The organism is Kribbella sp. NBC_01245, assembly GCF_036226525.1.
Taxonomy (GTDB): Bacteria; Actinomycetota; Actinomycetes; order Propionibacteriales; family Kribbellaceae; genus Kribbella.
Map to the genome: position 1 here is coordinate 473144 of NZ_CP108487.1, position 16880 is coordinate 490023.

Here is a 16880-nt window from a genome sequence, read left to right on the forward strand (position 1 = left end):
ACCAGGCGTTGGATACTGTAGAAACGCATGACCCGCCAATTACGTATCGCCATGATCGGGATCGACGGATCAGGCAAGACCACGCTCGCCCATGCCCTCGCCGACCAACTCACCGCAGCCGGCCGACCGGCCGCCTATCTGCAGGCTCCCAGTGGCCGACCGACACTGAATCGGCTGGCGGTTCGCCTCGGTCGCCGCGACGCCATCGATCTCTTCGGCCGGTTCGTCTATCTCGCGATCGAATCGACCATCCGCTTCGCCGTGATCAGCTACGCCTTGATCAAGTCCGCTCTGACCGGGCGGATCGCCGTGCTCGATCGCTATGTGTACTGCCAGTTCGCGGTCGTGCGTGCCAGGCGGCAATCTGGTGAGCGATTCATCCGCGCGCTGTTCGGGCTGTTCCCGAAGCCGGATCTCGTGTTCTTCCTGGCGGTCTCACCCGAGATCGCCCAGCGTCGGGTGGCGCTGCGGGGTACCGACTCCGAGGAGCTCGAGTACTTGATGGCCTCCGACCAGGCCTACCGGTCGCTGCCGGAATGGCCGGACTTCGTCGTGATCGACGCGGATGCGGGTCCCGACGAAGTCCTGGCCGAGGTGGTGAATTTGGTTCAGGACGCGTACAGGCCGTTGGCGTAGCTGGGGCCGTAGTACTCCTCGAGGGTGGCGAGGTCGTCCTCTTGCCGCTCGAGGGCCTTGGCGATGCGCGGGCGGCTCGGCACGGCGTCGAGGTTCCAGGTCTCCGGCTTCCACAAGCTGGAGCGGAGGAACGCCTTCGAGCAGTGGTGGAAGATCTCGTCGATCTCGACCAGCAAGGCCAGCTGCGGCCGATGGCCCTTCACGATCATCTCGTCGAAGAAGGGTGCGTCCTTCACGAGGCGGGCGCGCCCGTTGATGCGGAGCGTGTCGCCGCGGCCGGGCAGGACGAAGATCAGCCCGACGTGCGGGTTGGACAGGATGTTGCGGAAGCCGTCCATCCGCCGATTGCCCGGTCGCTCAGGCAGCGCGATCGTGCGGTCGTCCAGTACGACGGCCAGGCCGGCCGGATCGCCCTTGGGGGAGACGTCGCAGTTGCCGTCCGCATCGGAGGTCGCGATCAGGCAGAACGGCGACGCGGCGAGCCACTGGCGGTCGAGCTCGTGGAGCGCGGAGCGGGCCTTCTCGGCAGTGCGCTTCAGGGGTGGCGGAACGATCTCCCGCAGCTCTTCTTGGGTAGTGATCTCGACCAGTCCAGGAATCTCCATCAGTGCGCATACTCCTTTGTAGGCAAGGAACTCCGTGCTGCCCATCGTACGGCGGGACCAGTCAGGCAACTGGTACCTAGGAAGAGCGCACCGACCAGCAGCCAGCCGATCGGACCCCAGCCGAGGATCATCGTGGTGAGCAAAACCGGGCCTAGCATCCTGGCGATAGCCGGCCCACTTCCGAAGAAGCCCTGGTACTGACCCTGCTTGTCCGCAGGCGCCAGAGCGAAGCTGATCTCCCAGGAGCCCGACGCCAGCATCATCTCGCCAAAGACGAGTAGAGCCGCGCCGAGACCGAGTACCAGTACGGCCGACTCCGTGGACAATCCGGTTGCCGATAGTGCGAATACCGCGCAGGCGAGGAGCATGGCCAGTCCGGCGTTCCTTACTGACTTGGAGGCGGTCCGAAGGTCAGTGACGCGCCGGGCCACCTTCACCTGGAAGAAGGTGACAGTCATCGTGTTGAGCACCAGTAGCGCGGCCATAGTCCAACCAGGCGCGTCGGTCTGGGTGACGATCCACAACGGCAGCACCAGGCTCAGGAGCGGCATGTAGAGCAGCATGATCGCGTTGAGCAGCGTCAGTACGGCGTAAGGCTTGTCCCGCAGCACTGCGAGCTTCGGCCCGGCGGTGCGGGTGGTAGCGGCTGCGACGGCCGGAAGCCGGTGCAACGCGATTGCGGCGATCAGGAAGCTCAGACCGTCCAGTGCGAACACAACCAAGTACGCCGCGGAGGTGTCGACGGTGAGCGCCAAACCGCCTATGCCGGCGCCGATCGCTAGACCGGCGTTGACCGTCGACTGGAGGTACGCGCGAACAGTGGTTCGCTCAGCCGCGTCAACCAGTCCTGCGAGTAGCGCCTGCCTCGCGGCGGCCAAACCTGTCTGAGCTGTTGCGTAGACGATGGCGGCTGCTACGAATAGCGGGAACGACCGGACGAAGAGGAATGACCCGACGGCTGTAGCGGTCAAGACGGCCAGGAGGATCGCCGTACCGCGTGGGCCTCGTCGGTCGGCCAGGTGCCCGAGGGGTACGCCGGCGAGGAATCCGACGGCCCAGGCGATCGTCAGGCCTAGTCCGACCTGGCCCGCGCTCAGACCGACCACGCGGGTGAAGAAGAGGGCCGAGGTGACGAGGAAGGCGCCGTCGCCGATGGCGTTCGCCAGCTGGGCCAGGGCTAGGCCCCGAGCATGGCCGGCGGGCGGCAGAAGGCCTGCGGTTCGGCGTACTGCGGTGGTGGTCATCTCGTCTCCCTTGAGCTCGGTGCTTTGAGCCTATTGATCGATCGGCCCAGCTGGGAGATCCACTTTGGCCTCATTCGCATGGGCCACTTGGATCCGGCCTGACCGAATGGTGAGAAGCGCGGAGAGACGGTTGACGAATGTCTAGTGCGCCTGTTGACATTGACCTCATGACCGCCGAATTGATCTTGGTGCAGCGCCGCCATATCGATTTGCTGCGTGTCGCGTCCCAGGCGTGTTAAATCCGCCTCGTTTCCCGTTGATCGCCACGGCCTGACCGCCTGGCGCTGATCCCCTGTGCGTCCTTTCCGATCGCACGATCTCTCTTTTGGAACGAGGAATTTCCATGACCACTGTTTCGCATCGTCCTGCCCTTACGCCGGTCAAACCAAAAACTTCTGAGGAATGGATTCAGCGGGCGGCCGAGGTGGCCGCCATTCTCGCCGTTGACGCCGCCGAGCGGGATCGCGCCGGCGCTACGCCGTTCGAGGAGGTGCGCCTGCTGAAGGAGTCCGGCCTGGTCACGTTGCTCGGCCCGGCCGAACACGGCGGCGGCGGGCAGACCTGGCCCACGGCGTACCAGGTGATCCGTACGGTCGCGGCGGCCGACGGGTCGATCGGCCAGCTGCTCGGGTACCACCTGCTCTGGTTCTGGGCGGCCCGCCTGGTCGGCACCCGCGAGCAGATCGCTCATGTGGAGGCGGAGGCCACCAAGAACAAGTGGTTTTTCGGCGGTGCGGTCAATCCGCGCGACGAGGACGTGATCGTCACCGACGAGGGCGACACCATCGTGTTCAACGGGCGGAAGAGCTTCTCGACTGGCAGCAAGGTCTCGGACGTGACCGTGCTGGAGGGCACTCTGCTCGGCAGTGACACGCACGTTTTCGCGATCGTGCCGTCGGATATCGAAGGCCTGAACTTCCACGACGACTGGGACAACCTCGGTCAGCGGCTGACCGAGAGTGGCAGCGTCAGCCTCAACCACGTCCGCGTTGGCTGGGATCAGGCGGCTGGTTTTGTCGGCAAGACCTTCCAGCCCCGGGTTTATAACACGTTGAATGTCCCGACAATCCAGCTGGTATTCGTCAATTTCTATCTGGGGATCGCCCGTGGTGCGCTGGAAACAGCGATCACCTACACGCGCGAGAAAAGCCGGTCCTGGTTGCACGGTGGTTATGAGAATGCCGTGGACGAGCCTTATGTGATCGATATCTACGGCGATTTACAGGCCAAGCTCTGGGCCGCCGAGGCGCTTGCGGATGCGGTCGCACTCGAGGGGCAGCGAATTCACGAGAACGCGTGGGAGGTCACCGCGGAACAACGCGGAGAGCACGAGGTGCGCGTTGCCGCGTTGAAGGCGCGGGCGACCGAGGTGGCGTTGGAGGTGACCAGCCGGATCTTCGAGGTCACGGGTGCGCGGGCGACGGCCAGTAAGGAAGGTCTCGACCGGTTCTGGCGGAACGTGCGTACGCACACGCTGCACGACCCTGTGGCCTATAAGCGGCGTGAGGTCGGCCGGCACCTCCTGACCGGCGAACTGCCCGAGCCCACCTGGTACTCCTGAGAGGTACGGCCGATGACCACCGAAAGAGTGTCCGACCAGGTCCGCTACACCGCCAGCTACGGCGCCGAGTTCCAGTACGAGTCGACCAGCTTCAGCCTCGCTCTGCTGCTGGCGACTGAGCGGCTCAAGGTGATCGCTGCGGTCCATCCCGGCCTCTGGCAACCCGGCGTACTCGCGAAGCTCGGTGCCACGGCGGACCACCTGTCCAACGGCAGGTTCGCGGTGAACGTGGTCAGCGGCTGGTTCGAGGGGGAGTTCACCGCACTTGGTGAGCCGTGGCTCGAGCACGACGAGCGCTACCGGAGGTCTGCCGAGTTCCTGCAGGTGCTGCGCCGGCTGTGGACAGAGGACGACGTGGAGTTTGCCGGGGACTTCTACCGGATCCGCAACTTCACCTTGAAGCCCAAGCCGGTTGTGGTTCCTGAGCTCTTCCAGGGCGGCAGCTGATCGGCACGCCCGAGCAGATCGCCGAGCGAATCGTGGCCTATCGGCACTGCGGAGTCGACCTGATCCTCGGTGGTTTCCTGCACTTCCAGGAGGAGATCGAGTACTTCGGCGCGAAGGTGCTGCCGCTCGTGCGCGAACTCGAAGCGTCCCCTGCCGGCACCGGGGCGGAGCTGGCAGGGGTCTGATGAGGCGTCGGGCTGGGTGGTCTCAGGTGCCACCCAGCCCGGGGCTCACTCGTACTTGTAGGCCTTCAGATTGCGGAGCAGTAGGTGGCAGTTCTGCAACGAGCCGGAGGTGTCGCCGAGCGACCGGTAGATGCCCCACTTGGGCCGGAGCCGGTCGCCGAGCCAGGTGTCGACGCCGGTCTTCGTGGTGTCGATGACGGTCGTGCCGCCGTTGCGCACCACCCAGCGCAACCGGCCGTTGGAGCCATCGCCGGCCTTGATCTCGACCTCGGTATCGATCCAGCGGTTCTGCAGCGGGGCAAGGTCGACGGCTCCGACCAGGACATTGCCCTCAGTGACCTTGAACTCGATCTTCGGCACGCTGCCGTGGCGCCGCAACGACATCACCGTGACAGGCGCGGAACCGAGGCCCGGCATCTTGGTCTGCATGATGTGGGTGAAGGTCGTCGTGGCCTTGAGGCTCGTGGGGATGTACATCGAGTAGGTGATTCGCCAGGTCTGGCCGTTGAAGATGTCCACCACGTTGCCGCTCTGGCGCATGCCGCGGACTTCGTTGCGTTGCCGGTCGGTTGAGGTGTCGCGGTCCTGCGTGTGCATGTCGAAGCGGTAGCTGTCGCCGCTCACGTAGATATGCGTGGCGCTCGGGTGTGAGTCGGCGCGGTCGTCCTCGATGCCTTCGAATGCACGCAGGCCGGTGCTGCTGGGGGTCGGATTCCACTTCAGGTTCCAGCCGGCGGCGGTTGCCGGGAGCGTGCCGGTAAGGCTCAGGGGGAGCGCGGCGGCGCTGCCGAGCAGGAGGGATCTGCGGCTCAGGGCCATGGGTTTCTCCTTCGTGCTTTGGAGGGTGGACGTCGCCGCAGGGATTGGAAAACGGTCTTACTAATAGTCGCCGAGTCGTGTGGGTGTCAATGGGCAGTGGCGGGCGATCGGTGAAATTGACCTGTGGATAACGCGGATTTGGGCTCATAACGCGTGCATCTTCCCTGCATGGGATTTCAGGATCTGTCAGAGGGTTGGCGGGACCGGCCGGTGTCGGACCCGCATGTGATGGCCGACGTGGTCGACCTGTTCGTGTCCGAGCAGAGTCGGCACTGCGGCGCGCTCTACCTGCTCTTTTGCGACGAGCAGAATCGCGTGGCTTTGCCGATGGTGTTCGACGACGTCGATGTCGGCCAGCCGGAGGATTGCCGGGAGCGGCTGGTGCCGATTCTCGCGATGGTCGGTCAGCGGTTGCCGGGCGGCAGCGTGGTGGCGGCGCTCGGCCGGCGAGGTCTGCCGCGTGTTACCGCGGTCGACCTGGAGTGGATGGCGGGAGTCCGTGACGCGTGTGAGCGAGTGCAGACGCGTCTACTCGGCTTCTACGTCGCCGTTCCGGATGGGATCCTCAACGGGATGCCCTGAGTAATGCCCACGGAGGTCGGTCAGCTCTGTGATGAGTTGCCGGCGTAGATCGTCATGTTGCGGACCTAGGAGGGTGGTGGGGTTATTGCGAGAGGACCTTGGATAGCTGGTCTCTGGCCCGTTGACGTACTCGGCCGGTTCCCAGTCGTAGCGCGCGTGGATGTGTGCGTGGAGGTAGGTGTCGAGATTGCCGAGTACGGCGTAGTTGACCCGGCGGAACTGGGGATCGCGGCGCTGGCAGACGCGCTGGACGGCTTCGCCAACGAGATCGACGTCGGCTAGAAAGGCGAGCCGTCGACTCCGCGGCAGGTCAGCCAGGCGATCCTCGGCGGGGTTGTCGGAGAGGAAGACGCAGTAGCCCGGGAGGTGCTGGCTGTCGCCGATCACGGCAAAACCGGTCGCGAGGCGCGCGAGTACTGTCGGGTTCTCGCCGCGCAGCGCTGCGCCGATACGGTCGGCTCGCCAGTCGGTCATCGGGCCAGGTTAGTCGGACGGACGACCGTACGGACGGACGGACGGGCGGACGGTTGGTCGGGCGGACGGGGGCGGACGGTTGGTCGGGCGGTGTTGGGGTGGTGGGCGGATCAGCTTGCCTCGTCGAGGAGCCAGCCTCGGTCGGCTGCCTTCACGCCGGCCTGGAACCGGCTGCGTGCGCCGAGCCGGTTCATCAGCTGCGCCACCATTCGCCGTACGGTGCGAACGGAAATGCCGAGCTGCGTCGCCACGACCTCATCCGTCGCTCCCAGTGCCAGCAGGCGGAGCATGTCGCGCTCGCGACCGGTGATGTCGGCGTCCATGGGCAGTTCGCCGGCCGCGAACGGTACGGCGGTCGGCCAGATGCGCTCGAACAGTTCGGTGGTAGTCGTCACAACACTGGGCAGGCGGAGTACGACGACGCTGTTGGCCGACGAGTCAGCCGGCAGTACGGCGATCGAACCGTCGATGACCAGCGCGTCCATCGGGACGGTCGGAGTCGTCCGTACGTCGACGCCGTTCATCGCGAGCATGCTCAGCCTTCTACCTAAGGTGTGCGCGGTTCGGGCGCTGTCGGGGAAGACCGCCCGGTAGCGCAGCCCTTGCCGCGTCGGCGTCCCGTGGCGGAACCCGCCGTCACCCGACAACGTGCTGAGGGCAATCACCTCGTGCCGCGCATTCGCGACGAGCGCGTGTACGCCGTCGGTCGCAGGCATCCGGTGGATCTGGTCAGGCTGGTCCACGATCGTCAAGAGCCTGTTCATCAAGGCACCCCCAGGGAGCGTTATCGCGTCAAAGGACCGTTCACGCCCCACACTCCGTTGCCGCGATGACATTTTGATGACACGGCCGGTCACAGCCCCACCACCTGTGCCATCCGACCGCCCGCCTACCCGCGGTACTCGGGTCAGCGAGGTGGTTCGCAGCGGCCGGCCGGCGGGTCCGCTACCCGCGGTGCTCGGGCCAGCGTGGTGGTCAGCGACGGCCAACCGACGGGGTCCGCAAACGTCCAGAGCGCAGGGTTCGCGGTCGCCGGTGACGGGCGGGGGCTGAGTCAGTCAGCGGATGCCGCTGGGTGGTGGGGGTTGGGTCAGCGGATGCCGCTGGGTGGTGGGGGTTGGGTCAGCGGATGCTGCTGGGCGGTGGGGGATTGGGGCAGCGGACGCCGCGGGGTGGTGGGGGTCAGCGGACGCCGCGGGGGCTGCTATCGGGTCGGCGGACGCCGCGGGGGCTGCTATTAGGTCGGCGGATGCCGCGGCGGGGCGGCTGTCGGGTCAGCGGACGCCGCGGGCGGTTATCGGGTCAGCGGACGCCGCGGGGGCGGAATTGGATGCTGATTCGTGGGCCGACGTACTTGGTGGTCTTGGGGATGGCGTGCTCCCAGGTGCGTTGGCAGGAGCCGCCCATGACGATCAGGTCTCCGTGCCCCAGTTGGTGCCGGATGGTCTCGCCGCCACCGCCGCGGGGTCGGAGCAGGAGCGCGCGGGGTGCGCCGACTGAGAGGATCGCGACCATCGTGTCGACGGTGTTGCCGCGGCCGAGGTTGTCGCCGTGCCACGCCACGCTGTCTCGCCCATCGCGGTAATAGCACAGCCCGGCGGTCCGGAACGGCTCACCCAATTCGTCGGCATAGTGCGCGCTCAACGCGGCCTTGGCCTCAGTGAGCACGGGGTCGGGCAACGGTGAACCCTCGTCGTAGAAGCAGAGCAGGCGCGGTACGTCGACCACCCGGTCGTACATCTGCCGACGCTCTTCCCGCCAGGGAACGTCCGTCACCAGTCGCTCGAACAATAGGTCAGCGCCGCTCAGCCAACCCGGCAGAACGTCGACCCAGGCTCCGCGCGACAAGGGTGTGCGACGCAAGCCGGTCAACGCTCCGAGCGCAGGCTGATCGACCTGATCGAATAGCGATGCCTGAAGCGCGGTCATGCCGATTAGCGTACCCGAGATCGAACACATGTTCCCTTGAGCTCGTCGTATCGTGTCTTTGATGTAGCCGACGTGGCCGGATCGGCCCATGCTCTGTGGTGAGGTCCGTCGTTATCTGGAGTGTCGTTCACGCTCGGGAGGCGGCAATGGGTCTGTCAGTTCAATGCGTCGACGTATGCGGCGAGAGGGGCCGGACCAGTCATCCACGGCGGCATCTGCCACACCCTCCGCACTTCAACTCACGGACCAGCCCCTTGTCGTCGGCGGGAACGAAGGTCCAGACTGCTTCGCAGGGGTGGCGTGAAGGGGGGTTGCGCCGGCATTGCCCATCTCTCTCAATTGCTGATTGGGGGATGTGCGATGGGCCGCGTCGAGCACTGGCGAAACCCGGCTCACCCCAGAGGGGGAGGTCGCGCCGTGAAGAATGGTGATCCCGGTCATCTTGCTGCGCCGAGGCCATGGCCTCCCTCCTCGGCTGACTCGAGGGGGATTCCGTGAACCGAACAAGTCGTCGAACCGCGGTCCTTGCGACCGTGGTCCTCGTGGCACTCGCACTCGCGCCAGACGCGGCTGCCACCGCCCCTGGCCGGAACGGCCTGATCGCTTTCCAGGCCAACATCGGTGATACCGGGCCACAGATCTTCACCGTCCGATCGAACGGGCGCAAGCTTCGCCAGATCACCCACGTCGACGGGGTCGCGGCCCTGCCGGACTGGTCACCCGACGGGCGCCGGATCGCGTTCACGCTTAACGAGTGTGCGATCGCCCTGATGGACGTAGATGGCGGCAACCTCCACGAGGTTGCATCCGATCCCGGTCTGTGTCTGAGCGATCCGAGCTTCACGCCGGACGGGGCACGACTCGTCTACACCCGCTTCGACTTTGCACTCGAGGCAGAACAGATTTGGAGCATGAAGACTGACGGGTCCGACCAGCGGTTCATCACCGACGCGGGTGGGCCCGATCCGAACGTCTCGCCTGACGGCCGGAAGATCAGTTTCAAGGGCCAGCCTGATGGCGCCTTGTTCGTCGCGAACATCGACGGCAGCGGCATCGTTCAGGTCTCGCCGTCGATCTCGGTCACCTACAAGCACGACTGGGCGCCGGACGGCCAGCACCTGGTTGTCAGTGACAACTCCGATCCGGCACCCGACGAAGCCGTCAACATCTTGACGGTCCGGCCCGACGGCAGCGACTGGACATACCTGACGCACTACCCGGCTGGATACCGCGCCAACGTGGGCGGCTATTCCCCGGACGGACAGTGGATCGTCTTCAGGCTCGAGGGCCCCGGTCTGGAACCCACGATGTACCGCATCCGCCCCGACGGGACTGACCTCCACGCACTCTTTGCGTCGTCGACGATTGTTCCCCGGTTCATCGACTGGGGTCCGGCGGAGCGGCACACAGGCTGAGGAACAGAGAGGGAGCGAGCCTTGCGGCGGCTCCCTCTTCCGCTCTCGCTGGCGCTAGTTCAGGCGGCGCGGTCGCTGAGGGCCATGGGCGGCCTGCGGACGTGGCCAGCTCCTCTCTGCGGTTCACCAGCGGAACCGCTCCAACCTACCCAGGCGCCGTCTCGGCAACGTCTCTGCCGCCCCAGCCACGTTAGAGCCACGGCGCGGGTATCCGTATTGCGGACGGGCATTGTGAACCGGAAGCTACGGGTCCAGCTCGGCCACGTCACGGACACCGTCCACGGCGCAAACCCCCAGGTCAACGCGCCAAGATGACATCCTTAGCTCAAGGGAACACATGTTCCCATAGTTCCCGGTGGACTCGGAATCTCCGGCAGGGGATCAGCGGCGCGATTAGGGTGTTGGCGTTGGCGGACCCGCTACTTGACTGGAGGTCCTGACGTGGCCAGTAAGTTCACCGAGCTTGCGATCGACTGTGCCGATCCCAGTGGTCTCGCCCGGTTCTGGTGCTCGGTCCTTGGCTACGAGGTGCAAGACGAAGACGAGGACGACGGAGTTGTCATCATTGGCTCCCCTCTGGTGCCTGAAGGCAGGAACCGCGTCGGCCCGGTGCCACCCACGTTGACATTCGCGCGCGTGCCCGAAGGCAAGACCATCAAGAACAGGCTCCACCTCGACGTCAACCCAACCGATCGGGACCAAGACGAAGAGGTCCGTCGCCTGCTCGACCTAGGCGCTCGACACGCCGACGTCGGCCAAACCGGCGATGAAAGCTGGGTCTGCCTCGCCGACCCAGAGGGCAACGAGTTCTGCGTCCTCGCCTCCCGCCACCCCTGACCGGAGACCGCGAACCACGCGGCACTCGCGGCGACGGTAGGTGCGTCAGGTGGTGATGACGCGGACTGCGGCGAAGACGGTGGCGATGGAGCCGCCCGTGACGACAAGACCCGCGGCGGCGAGTGGGAGGCGCAGGCTCATGCGGTGGAGGCGGGTCGAGGTCGCCGCTCGACGGAGCAGCGCGTCGCGGCCGCGGAGGACGGCCAGGCCGACGCTTGAGAGGGTGAGTGCCATCCCGATGCCGAACGCGATCACCATGAGCACCGCCGTACCGACTCGGCCGGTGAGTAGGCCGGCGACCAGGACGAGGAAGGCGGACGGCGAAGGGAGCAGGCCGCCGGACGTGCCGAGCAGGACGATGCCCCGCCGGGTGAGCAACGCCTCCGGCTCGAGCACCACATGCCCGTGACCATGCCCGTGTCCGTGGTCAGGCCCGTGCCCCTGACCCTGGCCGTGCCCGTGACCCTGCCCCTGGTCAGGCCCGTGACCATGCGCGTGTCCGTGGTCAGGCCCATGTCCGTGACCCTGCCGGTGGTCAGGCCCGTGACCGTGCCCTGGGTCAGGCGCATGTCTGTGGTTGGGCTGGCGGTTGCGGAGGTGGCGGCGGATGAGGGTTAGGCCGACCGCGACGACCAGGAGCGAGCCGGCCAGTTGGAGCCAGCCGGTGACGGCGGCCAGATCTGGAGCGGTATCGGCGAGGATCCAGAAGCCGACGCCGAGTACCGAGACCGACAGCGTGTGCATGACCGCGACGACCAGCCCCAACCACACTGCGTCCCGCGCCCGGCCATGCCCGCCGACCAGGTACCCGGCGGCGAGCGTCTTGCCATGCCCCGGTGCGCACGCGTGCGCCGCACCGACCAACGCGGAAACCAGCAGCATCAGCGGCAGCGCCGCGCGCCCGTCGAGCAACGCCGGCAGATCCGTCGTCCAGGCCGACCCACGCGCGGCCGTCTCACCAGCAGCCTTCCCCGCGAGCGCGAGCCCGAGATCGATCGTCTGCGTTGGCGCCGTAGCTGTATGGAGTGCTCCCGAACCGCTAGTGCTGACAGAGACAGTCCGGTACGCCGCGTCGATGTCCGTCAGAGCGGTGATCCTCAACGACACCCCGGTCACCACGGCCGGGCAGTTGAACTCCAGCCGCGCCCCGTCCTCCCAGAGCGCAGCCGCGGTCACTCCCGCGAGCGTGCACGCTTGGTTGCCCTGGGCAACGGCAACATGCTTACCGAGGTATCCGACCGCAGCCTGAGCCACGCTCACCCGACGAGCCAGATCGTCGACGTTGCCCGATCCCCGAGGCAGTACCCCGGTCCCGATCCCCAGCGCAACAAGATCGTCGTCCGCGGCCGACCAGGTGACCGCCACCCGGTTGCCGTCGGCAACCACCTTGGCGACCGGCGGCGGCCCGAAGGGATGAGCCGCCGCCTCAGTCGCAACAGCCGCAGACCCGAGGCAGACCAAGGCGACCAGAGAGAGCGCCCGCAACCAGGAACCGAGCGTCCTCACGTCAGCGGTCGCGCCGGGCCGCGAGGGCATGGATGACGCCGTCGTCGGTGAGAGCGAACACCCGGTCCCCGCTGACCGACAGCGCCGACGCGACTCCACCACCCAGGTTGTGCTGCGCGAGAAGTCTCCCGGTCACCCGGTCCAGGACGACGAGCCGCCCGTCCCACGTCCCGGCGTACACGACGGTCTCGGTGACGAGCGCGTGCATCGCGGGCGAACCGGGGCCGGCCGCCTTACAACCGGCGGCGACGCGCCAACGGTCGTCCATCGGGCTCTCACCGGGGAGGTACCCGAGCGGCGTTTCCCACAGCGGCTTGGCCGGGTCAGTTGCCTGTGTGTCGTACGCACGGACCACGCCGTCCTGGCTGGCGACGTACGCGATGCCGCCGCGGACCGCTGGGCTGGTCACAGGTGGCGGCCCCGGTTCGCAGGTGGCGCTCGTGCCCAGCTTGGCGTGCCATAGTTGCGCGCCGCCGGCGGCTGGGTTGTGCCCGCGGGTCCCGGTCCAGGTTGAGGTGACCAGTTGTGCGGCACCGGTGGCCGGGTCCGTGAAGGTCGGTGACGACTGGCTGAAGATGTCGCCGCCGGTGTCGACGGTGGACAGGCGCGTACAGGTGCGCAGATCCATGCCGATCAGCGACTGGCTCGAGCCCGAGTGCAGGTACGCCGTCGTCGAGCCGGCCTGTCGTACTGCGGTGCTATGGAACTCGCCCCACCCGGCAGGCGCGTTGAATCCTCCAGGCAGCTTGGCGCCGGTCTTCGCGTCCCGGCACTTGACCCCGTCCCACTCGTGGTAGACCGCGACCGCTCGTTGCTCCGTCGGCAGGTCGAAGACGCTGACGGGTCCACCGGCTCGCCCGTACCGCCTGACTGTCCCACCTGGTTGCTGCTGCTCCGCGTCGATCGTCTCCCAGCTGACCTTGCCGGTCCGGGCATCGAGCGCGTACACCCTCGCGTTTCCCGTGGTGAGGTAGACGAGCCCGCCGTGCACGGTCGGGAACGACTCGGCATCGCCGTCGAGGTACGTCCGCCACAGTTCTTTACCCGTGGCAGCGTCGTACGAGAGCACCATGCTGTACGGCGAGTCGAACGCCTGCGAGGCCGCGTAGACCTTGCCGTTCACGATGGCGGCGCCGTTCAGGTGGAACTGCTCACCGGTCTGCGCGGTCCAGCGCAGATCCAGCTTCGCGCCCGGGTCGTCGATCGCGGAGGATCGGCCGGCTTCGTCACCACCCTGGCGAGCCCAGTCCTGCCCGTTCGCCGGCTGGGCCGACCGACCGGGCGGCACCACCTCGAACGAAGTGGTTGCCTTCGGCCACGACTTGCCAGCGGTGTCCTTGGCAACGAGTTCGGCGGTATAGGTGCCCGGGGGAAGGCGGTCGATCCGTGTGCTCACCCGAGTCCAGGCACCTCGCCGCTCCGGGCACGGCTCGGTCTGGCCGCCGGGCGGCGTGTAGCAGTTCACGATGCCGCCAGTACTGACGGATCGGCCGAAGTGGAGGTCGCTGCCATGCCAAACCTGCCGGCCCTTCCGATCCCGGACCACCAGTGTCGCGCGTCCCGGCGTCCGGCCGTCGTCCTCGGCGTACAGCTCTACCGGGATCGCGGAGTTCGCCGGATGGACGCTGTCCTGGGCAGGGCTGACGAGCGCGACGTCGTCGTCCACGTCGAACTGCCGGTGGGTGCCGGTGACGTACCCGGTGTCCTCATTGCGCTGTGTCCGCGGGTCGTCCGTGATCTCGGAGAAGTCGAGGATCTTGTAGTCGGGCCGCGCCGCGTCGATGCCGTAGGTGCCCATGTTGTTCACCTCGACGGACCGCTTGAACGCACCCCGGCGGAACTCCGCCTGCTGGTTGTGCCCGGCCGCGAACATCCGTACGTCGTACTTGGCGAGCTCGTCGACGATCGGCTGCATGCCGGCCCCCGGTCCCCAGCGGGTGAACAGGGATCGGTGTGCGAACACGAACACCTGCTTGCCGACGGCGTGCCGGCGCAGATTCTCCCGCAACCACGCCAGCTGCGGAGCCAGGCCGCGGGCGTCGTAGTTGTCCTCCAGTACGACGACGTGCCGGCCGTTGCGGTCGAAGGAGTACCACTCGGGACCGAGGTTGCGTCGCCAGTACTCGAGGCTGCCGCCGTACCCGGTCGACGTCGCGGTGCCGCCGACGTCGTGGTTGCCGATCACCGGGTAGTAGGGGTGGCCGAGGTTGCCGGCCGTCAGACCGTTTCGGAGGATGTCGTAGCCGCCCTGCCGCCTCGGCTCGGCCGCGTAATCGGTGACTGTGAGGTCTCCGGTGGTGATGGTCATCGTGGCGCGGTCGACCTCGGACAGAGCCTCGGCCTGCCCGGTCCAGGTGGGTAGCGCGCGCTTGGCCTCTTCGTCGGTGCGGTTACCGACCTCCGTATCGGAGACCAGCAGCCAGGTCTCGTCCGGCTTGGCCGCGTTCTGGTCCGGGACCAGTGGAAAGTCAACGCCGGTCCGTGGGCCCGGGCCGGCCGGCACCTCGCGGAAGTACTGCGGTACGAAGTCCTTGCGCAGGGTCGGCGTGTACCCGTTCGGCGACACGATGTTGACCAGGTCGGTCTCCCGACGGCCGGCGTCGATCTCGAGTGTGTAAGCCCCGTTCGCGCCGCTGGTCGCCCACACCGCACCATCGGTGACGGACACACCGGGCAGACCCTGCTCTCCGGCGTCACGGATGCCGTCACGGTCGGAGTCGCGGAAGACGCTGCCCTGGACCGTCACCTTCTGACCTGGCCCGGCCGGTGCGAGCGTGAAGGTGATCGGGTCGCTCAGTGCCTGGTAGCCGTCGTTCGCGAGGAAGTGGGCGGTCCACGTTCCGCCTTCGAGCGCGGTACTGCTCAGGTTGACCGTGCCGTCGGCGGCCGGCGCGTAGCTCCAGACCCGCGATGAGACCTGTCCCGGCACCTCGCCCGGTGCGTAGATGCCGACCCAATTGAGCGGCGCCGGTGTCGCTGTCATGTAGCGGAACTGCAGTGTCTGCCCGACCTGCGGGTTAACAGTCACGAGTGCCAAGGTGTCACCGGGCGCCGCTGCGGCCACCCCGGGCGCGACTAGCGCAGCAGCCAGTACGGCGACCAGGCCCGCTGTGGTCGCAGTACGTCGGCCCGGCCGACGTACTGCCTGGCGCTTGCGGACCAGCATCGTCAGGGCGACGAGTGCGAGAACGACAGCGGCTGCTAGCAGGATTGGCGCGAGAATGCCGGGGCCGGCCGGTGCCGGTAGCGGGCGTACCCCGAAGGCGCCGACCACCGGATTTCGCGGGTCGACGGTCACGGTGCTGCCATCGAACTCCGCGACGATCTGGCTCAAGCCACCGTCGGCGAGTAGGCCGGTCAGGTCCAACTGGTCGACCCGGCAACTCCAGGCGAGCTCGACGACCACGCCGTTCGGGATTCCGCCGTCGTCCCCGGCGACGCCGTGTCCCGTGACCGGGCAGCCGGCGCCGAGCCGTTCGGTCACCCAGGCGCCGGCCCGGTCCGGGCTGACGACATCGCGATGCAGCACCAGCCTCCCGCTGCTGACACCGTCACCGGTCGACACGACCAGTTCGCCGTGTTCGCGGGTCAGGTGGGCGAATGCGGGTCCGGCGGACAGGCCGAGAAGGCAGGCCAGGGCGGCAACAAGGCCGAGCCCGAGGCGAAGAGGGCGGCTCATGGCGAGGACGCTAACCCGGAAGATCGGCCTTCTCGGCTGAGGTCATCGACAGTTCACCAAACGTTCGCTAGTGCCCATGGAGAGCCAAGTTAGAACATTACCGCGCAGAGTCAGGCTAAGACTCCGCGTCGAACAGGGCTAGGACGCGGGCGGCTTGGGCTTCGAGGGTGCCGGGCGGATTGCGGGAGTGCGCCGGGCGACCGGGAAGCAACATGTCCAGCCAGAACAAGGACAGGAGGCGACGGGCTTCGTGTAGCCGCGCGCGCTCCACCGACGTCAGGTCGAACTCCGCAAGCAGGGCGGGCTCGTCCAAGTCGCCGTGCGTTCGACCGGCGAGGTGCTCGACGGCGTCGGCAAGTTCGTAGGCCAGGTCGCTGCGGCCCGCTTCCTCGAAATCGAGGACGCGAACGCGCTCACCGTCCCAGTGGTAGTTCGCCAGATTCGGATCGCCATGACCGAACACCGGCAGCGCGTCCGCTGTCGCGAGCAGCGCCGGCGCCCGACTCGCTAGCCAGGTACGACCGTCCTCCACAGCACGTCGTACGTCGGGGTCGGGCATCGGGCGAGGTACGGCGAATCGGTCGCGGAGCAGGTCGTGCATCTCGCCGGCATGCCCGATGCGCAGCGGCAGTTCATCCAGGATCCGGCGGGGAATGGCCGAGTGCAGCCGCCTTATCGCCAAGGACAGCGCGCCGATCGCGGTCGCTCCGCGAGCAGCCAGCAGCGGCTCACCCGGCACCCGCGTCATCTCCAGCCCAGGCGCCTCGGTGGTTCGCCGCAAAGGGAGGGGAGAAAGGCCGGGAGCGTGGGCGGCCAGGAGGGTGAGGGTGGTCCACTCGCGGTCGGGTTCGCCGCGTTCCCAGCTGCGGTAGTGCTTGCGCACAATGGACCCGTCGACCTCGATCGTATGCGTACTGTTCGCCACCCCGCGAGCCTAGACTTGCGCGCACTCGAAGGGACA

General features: G+C 67.1%; 17 protein-coding genes. 8 read left to right on the top strand and 9 right to left on the bottom strand.

Annotation, left to right across the window (positions count from 1 at the left end; genetic code table 11):
• Positions 1 to 27: 27 nt before the first annotated feature.
• Positions 28 to 636: a dTMP kinase gene (locus tag OG394_RS02120; protein WP_328993058.1), complete on the top strand. Its 609-nt coding sequence runs from the start codon at positions 28 to 30 to the stop codon at positions 634 to 636.
• On the opposite strand, the gene OG394_RS02125 is transcribed toward OG394_RS02120, so the two are convergent.
• On the bottom strand, positions 609 to 1241 hold the full coding sequence (locus OG394_RS02125) for a pyridoxamine 5'-phosphate oxidase family protein (RefSeq protein WP_328993059.1): 633 nt from the start codon (positions 1239 to 1241) through the stop codon (positions 609 to 611). The two genes, OG394_RS02120 and OG394_RS02125, sit on opposite strands and share 28 nt — an antisense overlap.
• The gene (locus OG394_RS02130; protein ID WP_328993060.1) at positions 1241 to 2485 is read right to left on the bottom strand and encodes an MFS transporter; all 1245 of its coding nucleotides are present in this window, start codon (positions 2483 to 2485) and stop codon (positions 1241 to 1243) included. Before OG394_RS02130 ends, OG394_RS02125 begins: the two co-directional genes overlap by 1 nt.
• A gap of 167 nt (positions 2486 to 2652) precedes the next feature.
• Between OG394_RS02130 and OG394_RS40000 the strand changes: the two genes are divergently transcribed.
• From OG394_RS40000 to OG394_RS02145, 4 genes are all read left to right on the top strand, one after another.
• Positions 2653 to 2724, top strand: coding sequence for a putative leader peptide (locus OG394_RS40000; protein WP_442914294.1), 72 nt, complete (start codon positions 2653 to 2655; stop codon positions 2722 to 2724).
• Positions 2725 to 2828: 104 nt separating this feature from the next.
• Entirely contained in the window at positions 2829 to 4046 is a 1218-nt protein-coding gene (locus tag OG394_RS02135) for an acyl-CoA dehydrogenase family protein (protein ID WP_328993061.1), read from the top strand.
• 12 nt (positions 4047 to 4058) lie between these two features.
• Complete coding sequence (locus OG394_RS02140) at positions 4059 to 4493, top strand: LLM class flavin-dependent oxidoreductase (RefSeq protein ID WP_328993062.1); 435 nt, start codon at positions 4059 to 4061, stop codon at positions 4491 to 4493.
• 32 nt (positions 4494 to 4525) lie between these two features.
• Complete coding sequence (locus OG394_RS02145; RefSeq protein ID WP_328993063.1) at positions 4526 to 4678, top strand: hypothetical protein; 153 nt, start codon at positions 4526 to 4528, stop codon at positions 4676 to 4678.
• 45 nt (positions 4679 to 4723) lie between these two features.
• On the opposite strand, the gene OG394_RS02150 is transcribed toward OG394_RS02145, so the two are convergent.
• Positions 4724 to 5497 carry a heparin lyase I family protein gene (locus tag OG394_RS02150; protein WP_328993064.1) on the bottom strand — a complete coding sequence of 258 codons (774 nt, stop codon included), beginning with the start codon at positions 5495 to 5497 and terminating at the stop codon, positions 4724 to 4726.
• Between the two features lie 168 nt (positions 5498 to 5665).
• Here OG394_RS02150 and OG394_RS02155 point away from each other — a divergent pair, with 168 nt between their 5' ends.
• Positions 5666 to 6079 (top strand): hypothetical protein, encoded by a 414-nt coding sequence (locus tag OG394_RS02155; protein ID WP_328993065.1) that lies wholly within the window; start codon positions 5666 to 5668, stop codon positions 6077 to 6079.
• Here the strand turns inward: OG394_RS02155 and OG394_RS02160 are convergent.
• The 3 genes from OG394_RS02160 to OG394_RS02170 form a co-directional block, all read right to left on the bottom strand.
• The gene (locus tag OG394_RS02160) at positions 6026 to 6553 is read right to left on the bottom strand and encodes a diadenosine tetraphosphate hydrolase (protein ID WP_328993066.1); all 528 of its coding nucleotides are present in this window, start codon (positions 6551 to 6553) and stop codon (positions 6026 to 6028) included. The genes OG394_RS02155 and OG394_RS02160 overlap by 54 nt on opposite strands.
• A 110-nt stretch (positions 6554 to 6663) precedes the next feature.
• Positions 6664 to 7317, bottom strand: coding sequence for a helix-turn-helix transcriptional regulator (locus OG394_RS02165; RefSeq protein ID WP_328993067.1), 654 nt, complete (start codon positions 7315 to 7317; stop codon positions 6664 to 6666).
• Positions 7318 to 7855: 538 nt separating this feature from the next.
• Positions 7856 to 8482: an alpha-ketoglutarate-dependent dioxygenase AlkB gene (locus OG394_RS02170; RefSeq protein ID WP_328993068.1), complete on the bottom strand. Its 627-nt coding sequence runs from the start codon at positions 8480 to 8482 to the stop codon at positions 7856 to 7858.
• A gap of 494 nt (positions 8483 to 8976) precedes the next feature.
• On the opposite strand from OG394_RS02170, the gene OG394_RS02175 reads away from it, so the two are divergent.
• Complete coding sequence (locus OG394_RS02175) at positions 8977 to 9897, top strand: TolB family protein (RefSeq protein WP_328993069.1); 921 nt, start codon at positions 8977 to 8979, stop codon at positions 9895 to 9897.
• A 441-nt stretch (positions 9898 to 10338) separates the two neighbouring features.
• The gene (locus OG394_RS02180; RefSeq protein ID WP_328993071.1) at positions 10339 to 10734 is read left to right on the top strand and encodes a VOC family protein; all 396 of its coding nucleotides are present in this window, start codon (positions 10339 to 10341) and stop codon (positions 10732 to 10734) included.
• A gap of 45 nt (positions 10735 to 10779) precedes the next feature.
• Here the strand turns inward: OG394_RS02180 and OG394_RS02185 are convergent, their stop codons facing one another.
• From OG394_RS02185 to OG394_RS02195, 3 genes are all read right to left on the bottom strand, one after another.
• Positions 10780 to 12270, bottom strand: coding sequence for a nickel/cobalt transporter (locus OG394_RS02185; RefSeq protein ID WP_328993073.1), 1491 nt, complete (start codon positions 12268 to 12270; stop codon positions 10780 to 10782).
• Entirely contained in the window at positions 12242 to 15919 is a 3678-nt protein-coding gene (locus OG394_RS02190) for an outer membrane protein assembly factor BamB family protein (protein ID WP_328993074.1), read from the bottom strand. The genes OG394_RS02185 and OG394_RS02190 overlap by 29 nt, the downstream gene beginning before the upstream one ends.
• Positions 15920 to 16034: 115 nt before the next feature.
• Positions 16035 to 16844 carry a phosphotransferase gene (locus OG394_RS02195; protein ID WP_328993075.1) on the bottom strand — a complete coding sequence of 270 codons (810 nt, stop codon included), beginning with the start codon at positions 16842 to 16844 and terminating at the stop codon, positions 16035 to 16037.
• Positions 16845 to 16880 lie beyond the last annotated feature (36 nt).

Excerpts from the sequence above, each read along its gene's own strand:
- OG394_RS02130 (WP_328993060.1), bottom strand. The coding sequence starts at position 2,485 with ATGACCACCACCGCAGTACGCCGAACCGCAGGCCTTCTGCCGCCCGCC.
- OG394_RS02155 (WP_328993065.1), top strand. The coding sequence starts at position 5,666 with ATGGGATTTCAGGATCTGTCAGAGGGTTGGCGGGACCGGCCGGTGTCG.
- OG394_RS02125 (WP_328993059.1), bottom strand. The coding sequence starts at position 1,241 with ATGGAGATTCCTGGACTGGTCGAGATCACTACCCAAGAAGAGCTGCGG.
- OG394_RS02165 (WP_328993067.1), bottom strand. The coding sequence starts at position 7,317 with ATGAACAGGCTCTTGACGATCGTGGACCAGCCTGACCAGATCCACCGG.
- OG394_RS02135 (WP_328993061.1), top strand. The coding sequence starts at position 2,829 with ATGACCACTGTTTCGCATCGTCCTGCCCTTACGCCGGTCAAACCAAAA.
- OG394_RS02160 (WP_328993066.1), bottom strand. The coding sequence starts at position 6,553 with ATGACCGACTGGCGAGCCGACCGTATCGGCGCAGCGCTGCGCGGCGAG.
- OG394_RS02140 (WP_328993062.1), top strand. The coding sequence starts at position 4,059 with ATGACCACCGAAAGAGTGTCCGACCAGGTCCGCTACACCGCCAGCTAC.
- OG394_RS02185 (WP_328993073.1), bottom strand. The coding sequence starts at position 12,270 with ATGCCCTCGCGGCCCGGCGCGACCGCTGACGTGAGGACGCTCGGTTCC.
- OG394_RS02170 (WP_328993068.1), bottom strand. The coding sequence starts at position 8,482 with ATGACCGCGCTTCAGGCATCGCTATTCGATCAGGTCGATCAGCCTGCG.
- OG394_RS02150 (WP_328993064.1), bottom strand. The coding sequence starts at position 5,497 with ATGGCCCTGAGCCGCAGATCCCTCCTGCTCGGCAGCGCCGCCGCGCTC.
- OG394_RS02120 (WP_328993058.1), top strand. The coding sequence starts at position 28 with ATGACCCGCCAATTACGTATCGCCATGATCGGGATCGACGGATCAGGC.
- OG394_RS02190 (WP_328993074.1), bottom strand. The coding sequence starts at position 15,919 with ATGAGCCGCCCTCTTCGCCTCGGGCTCGGCCTTGTTGCCGCCCTGGCC.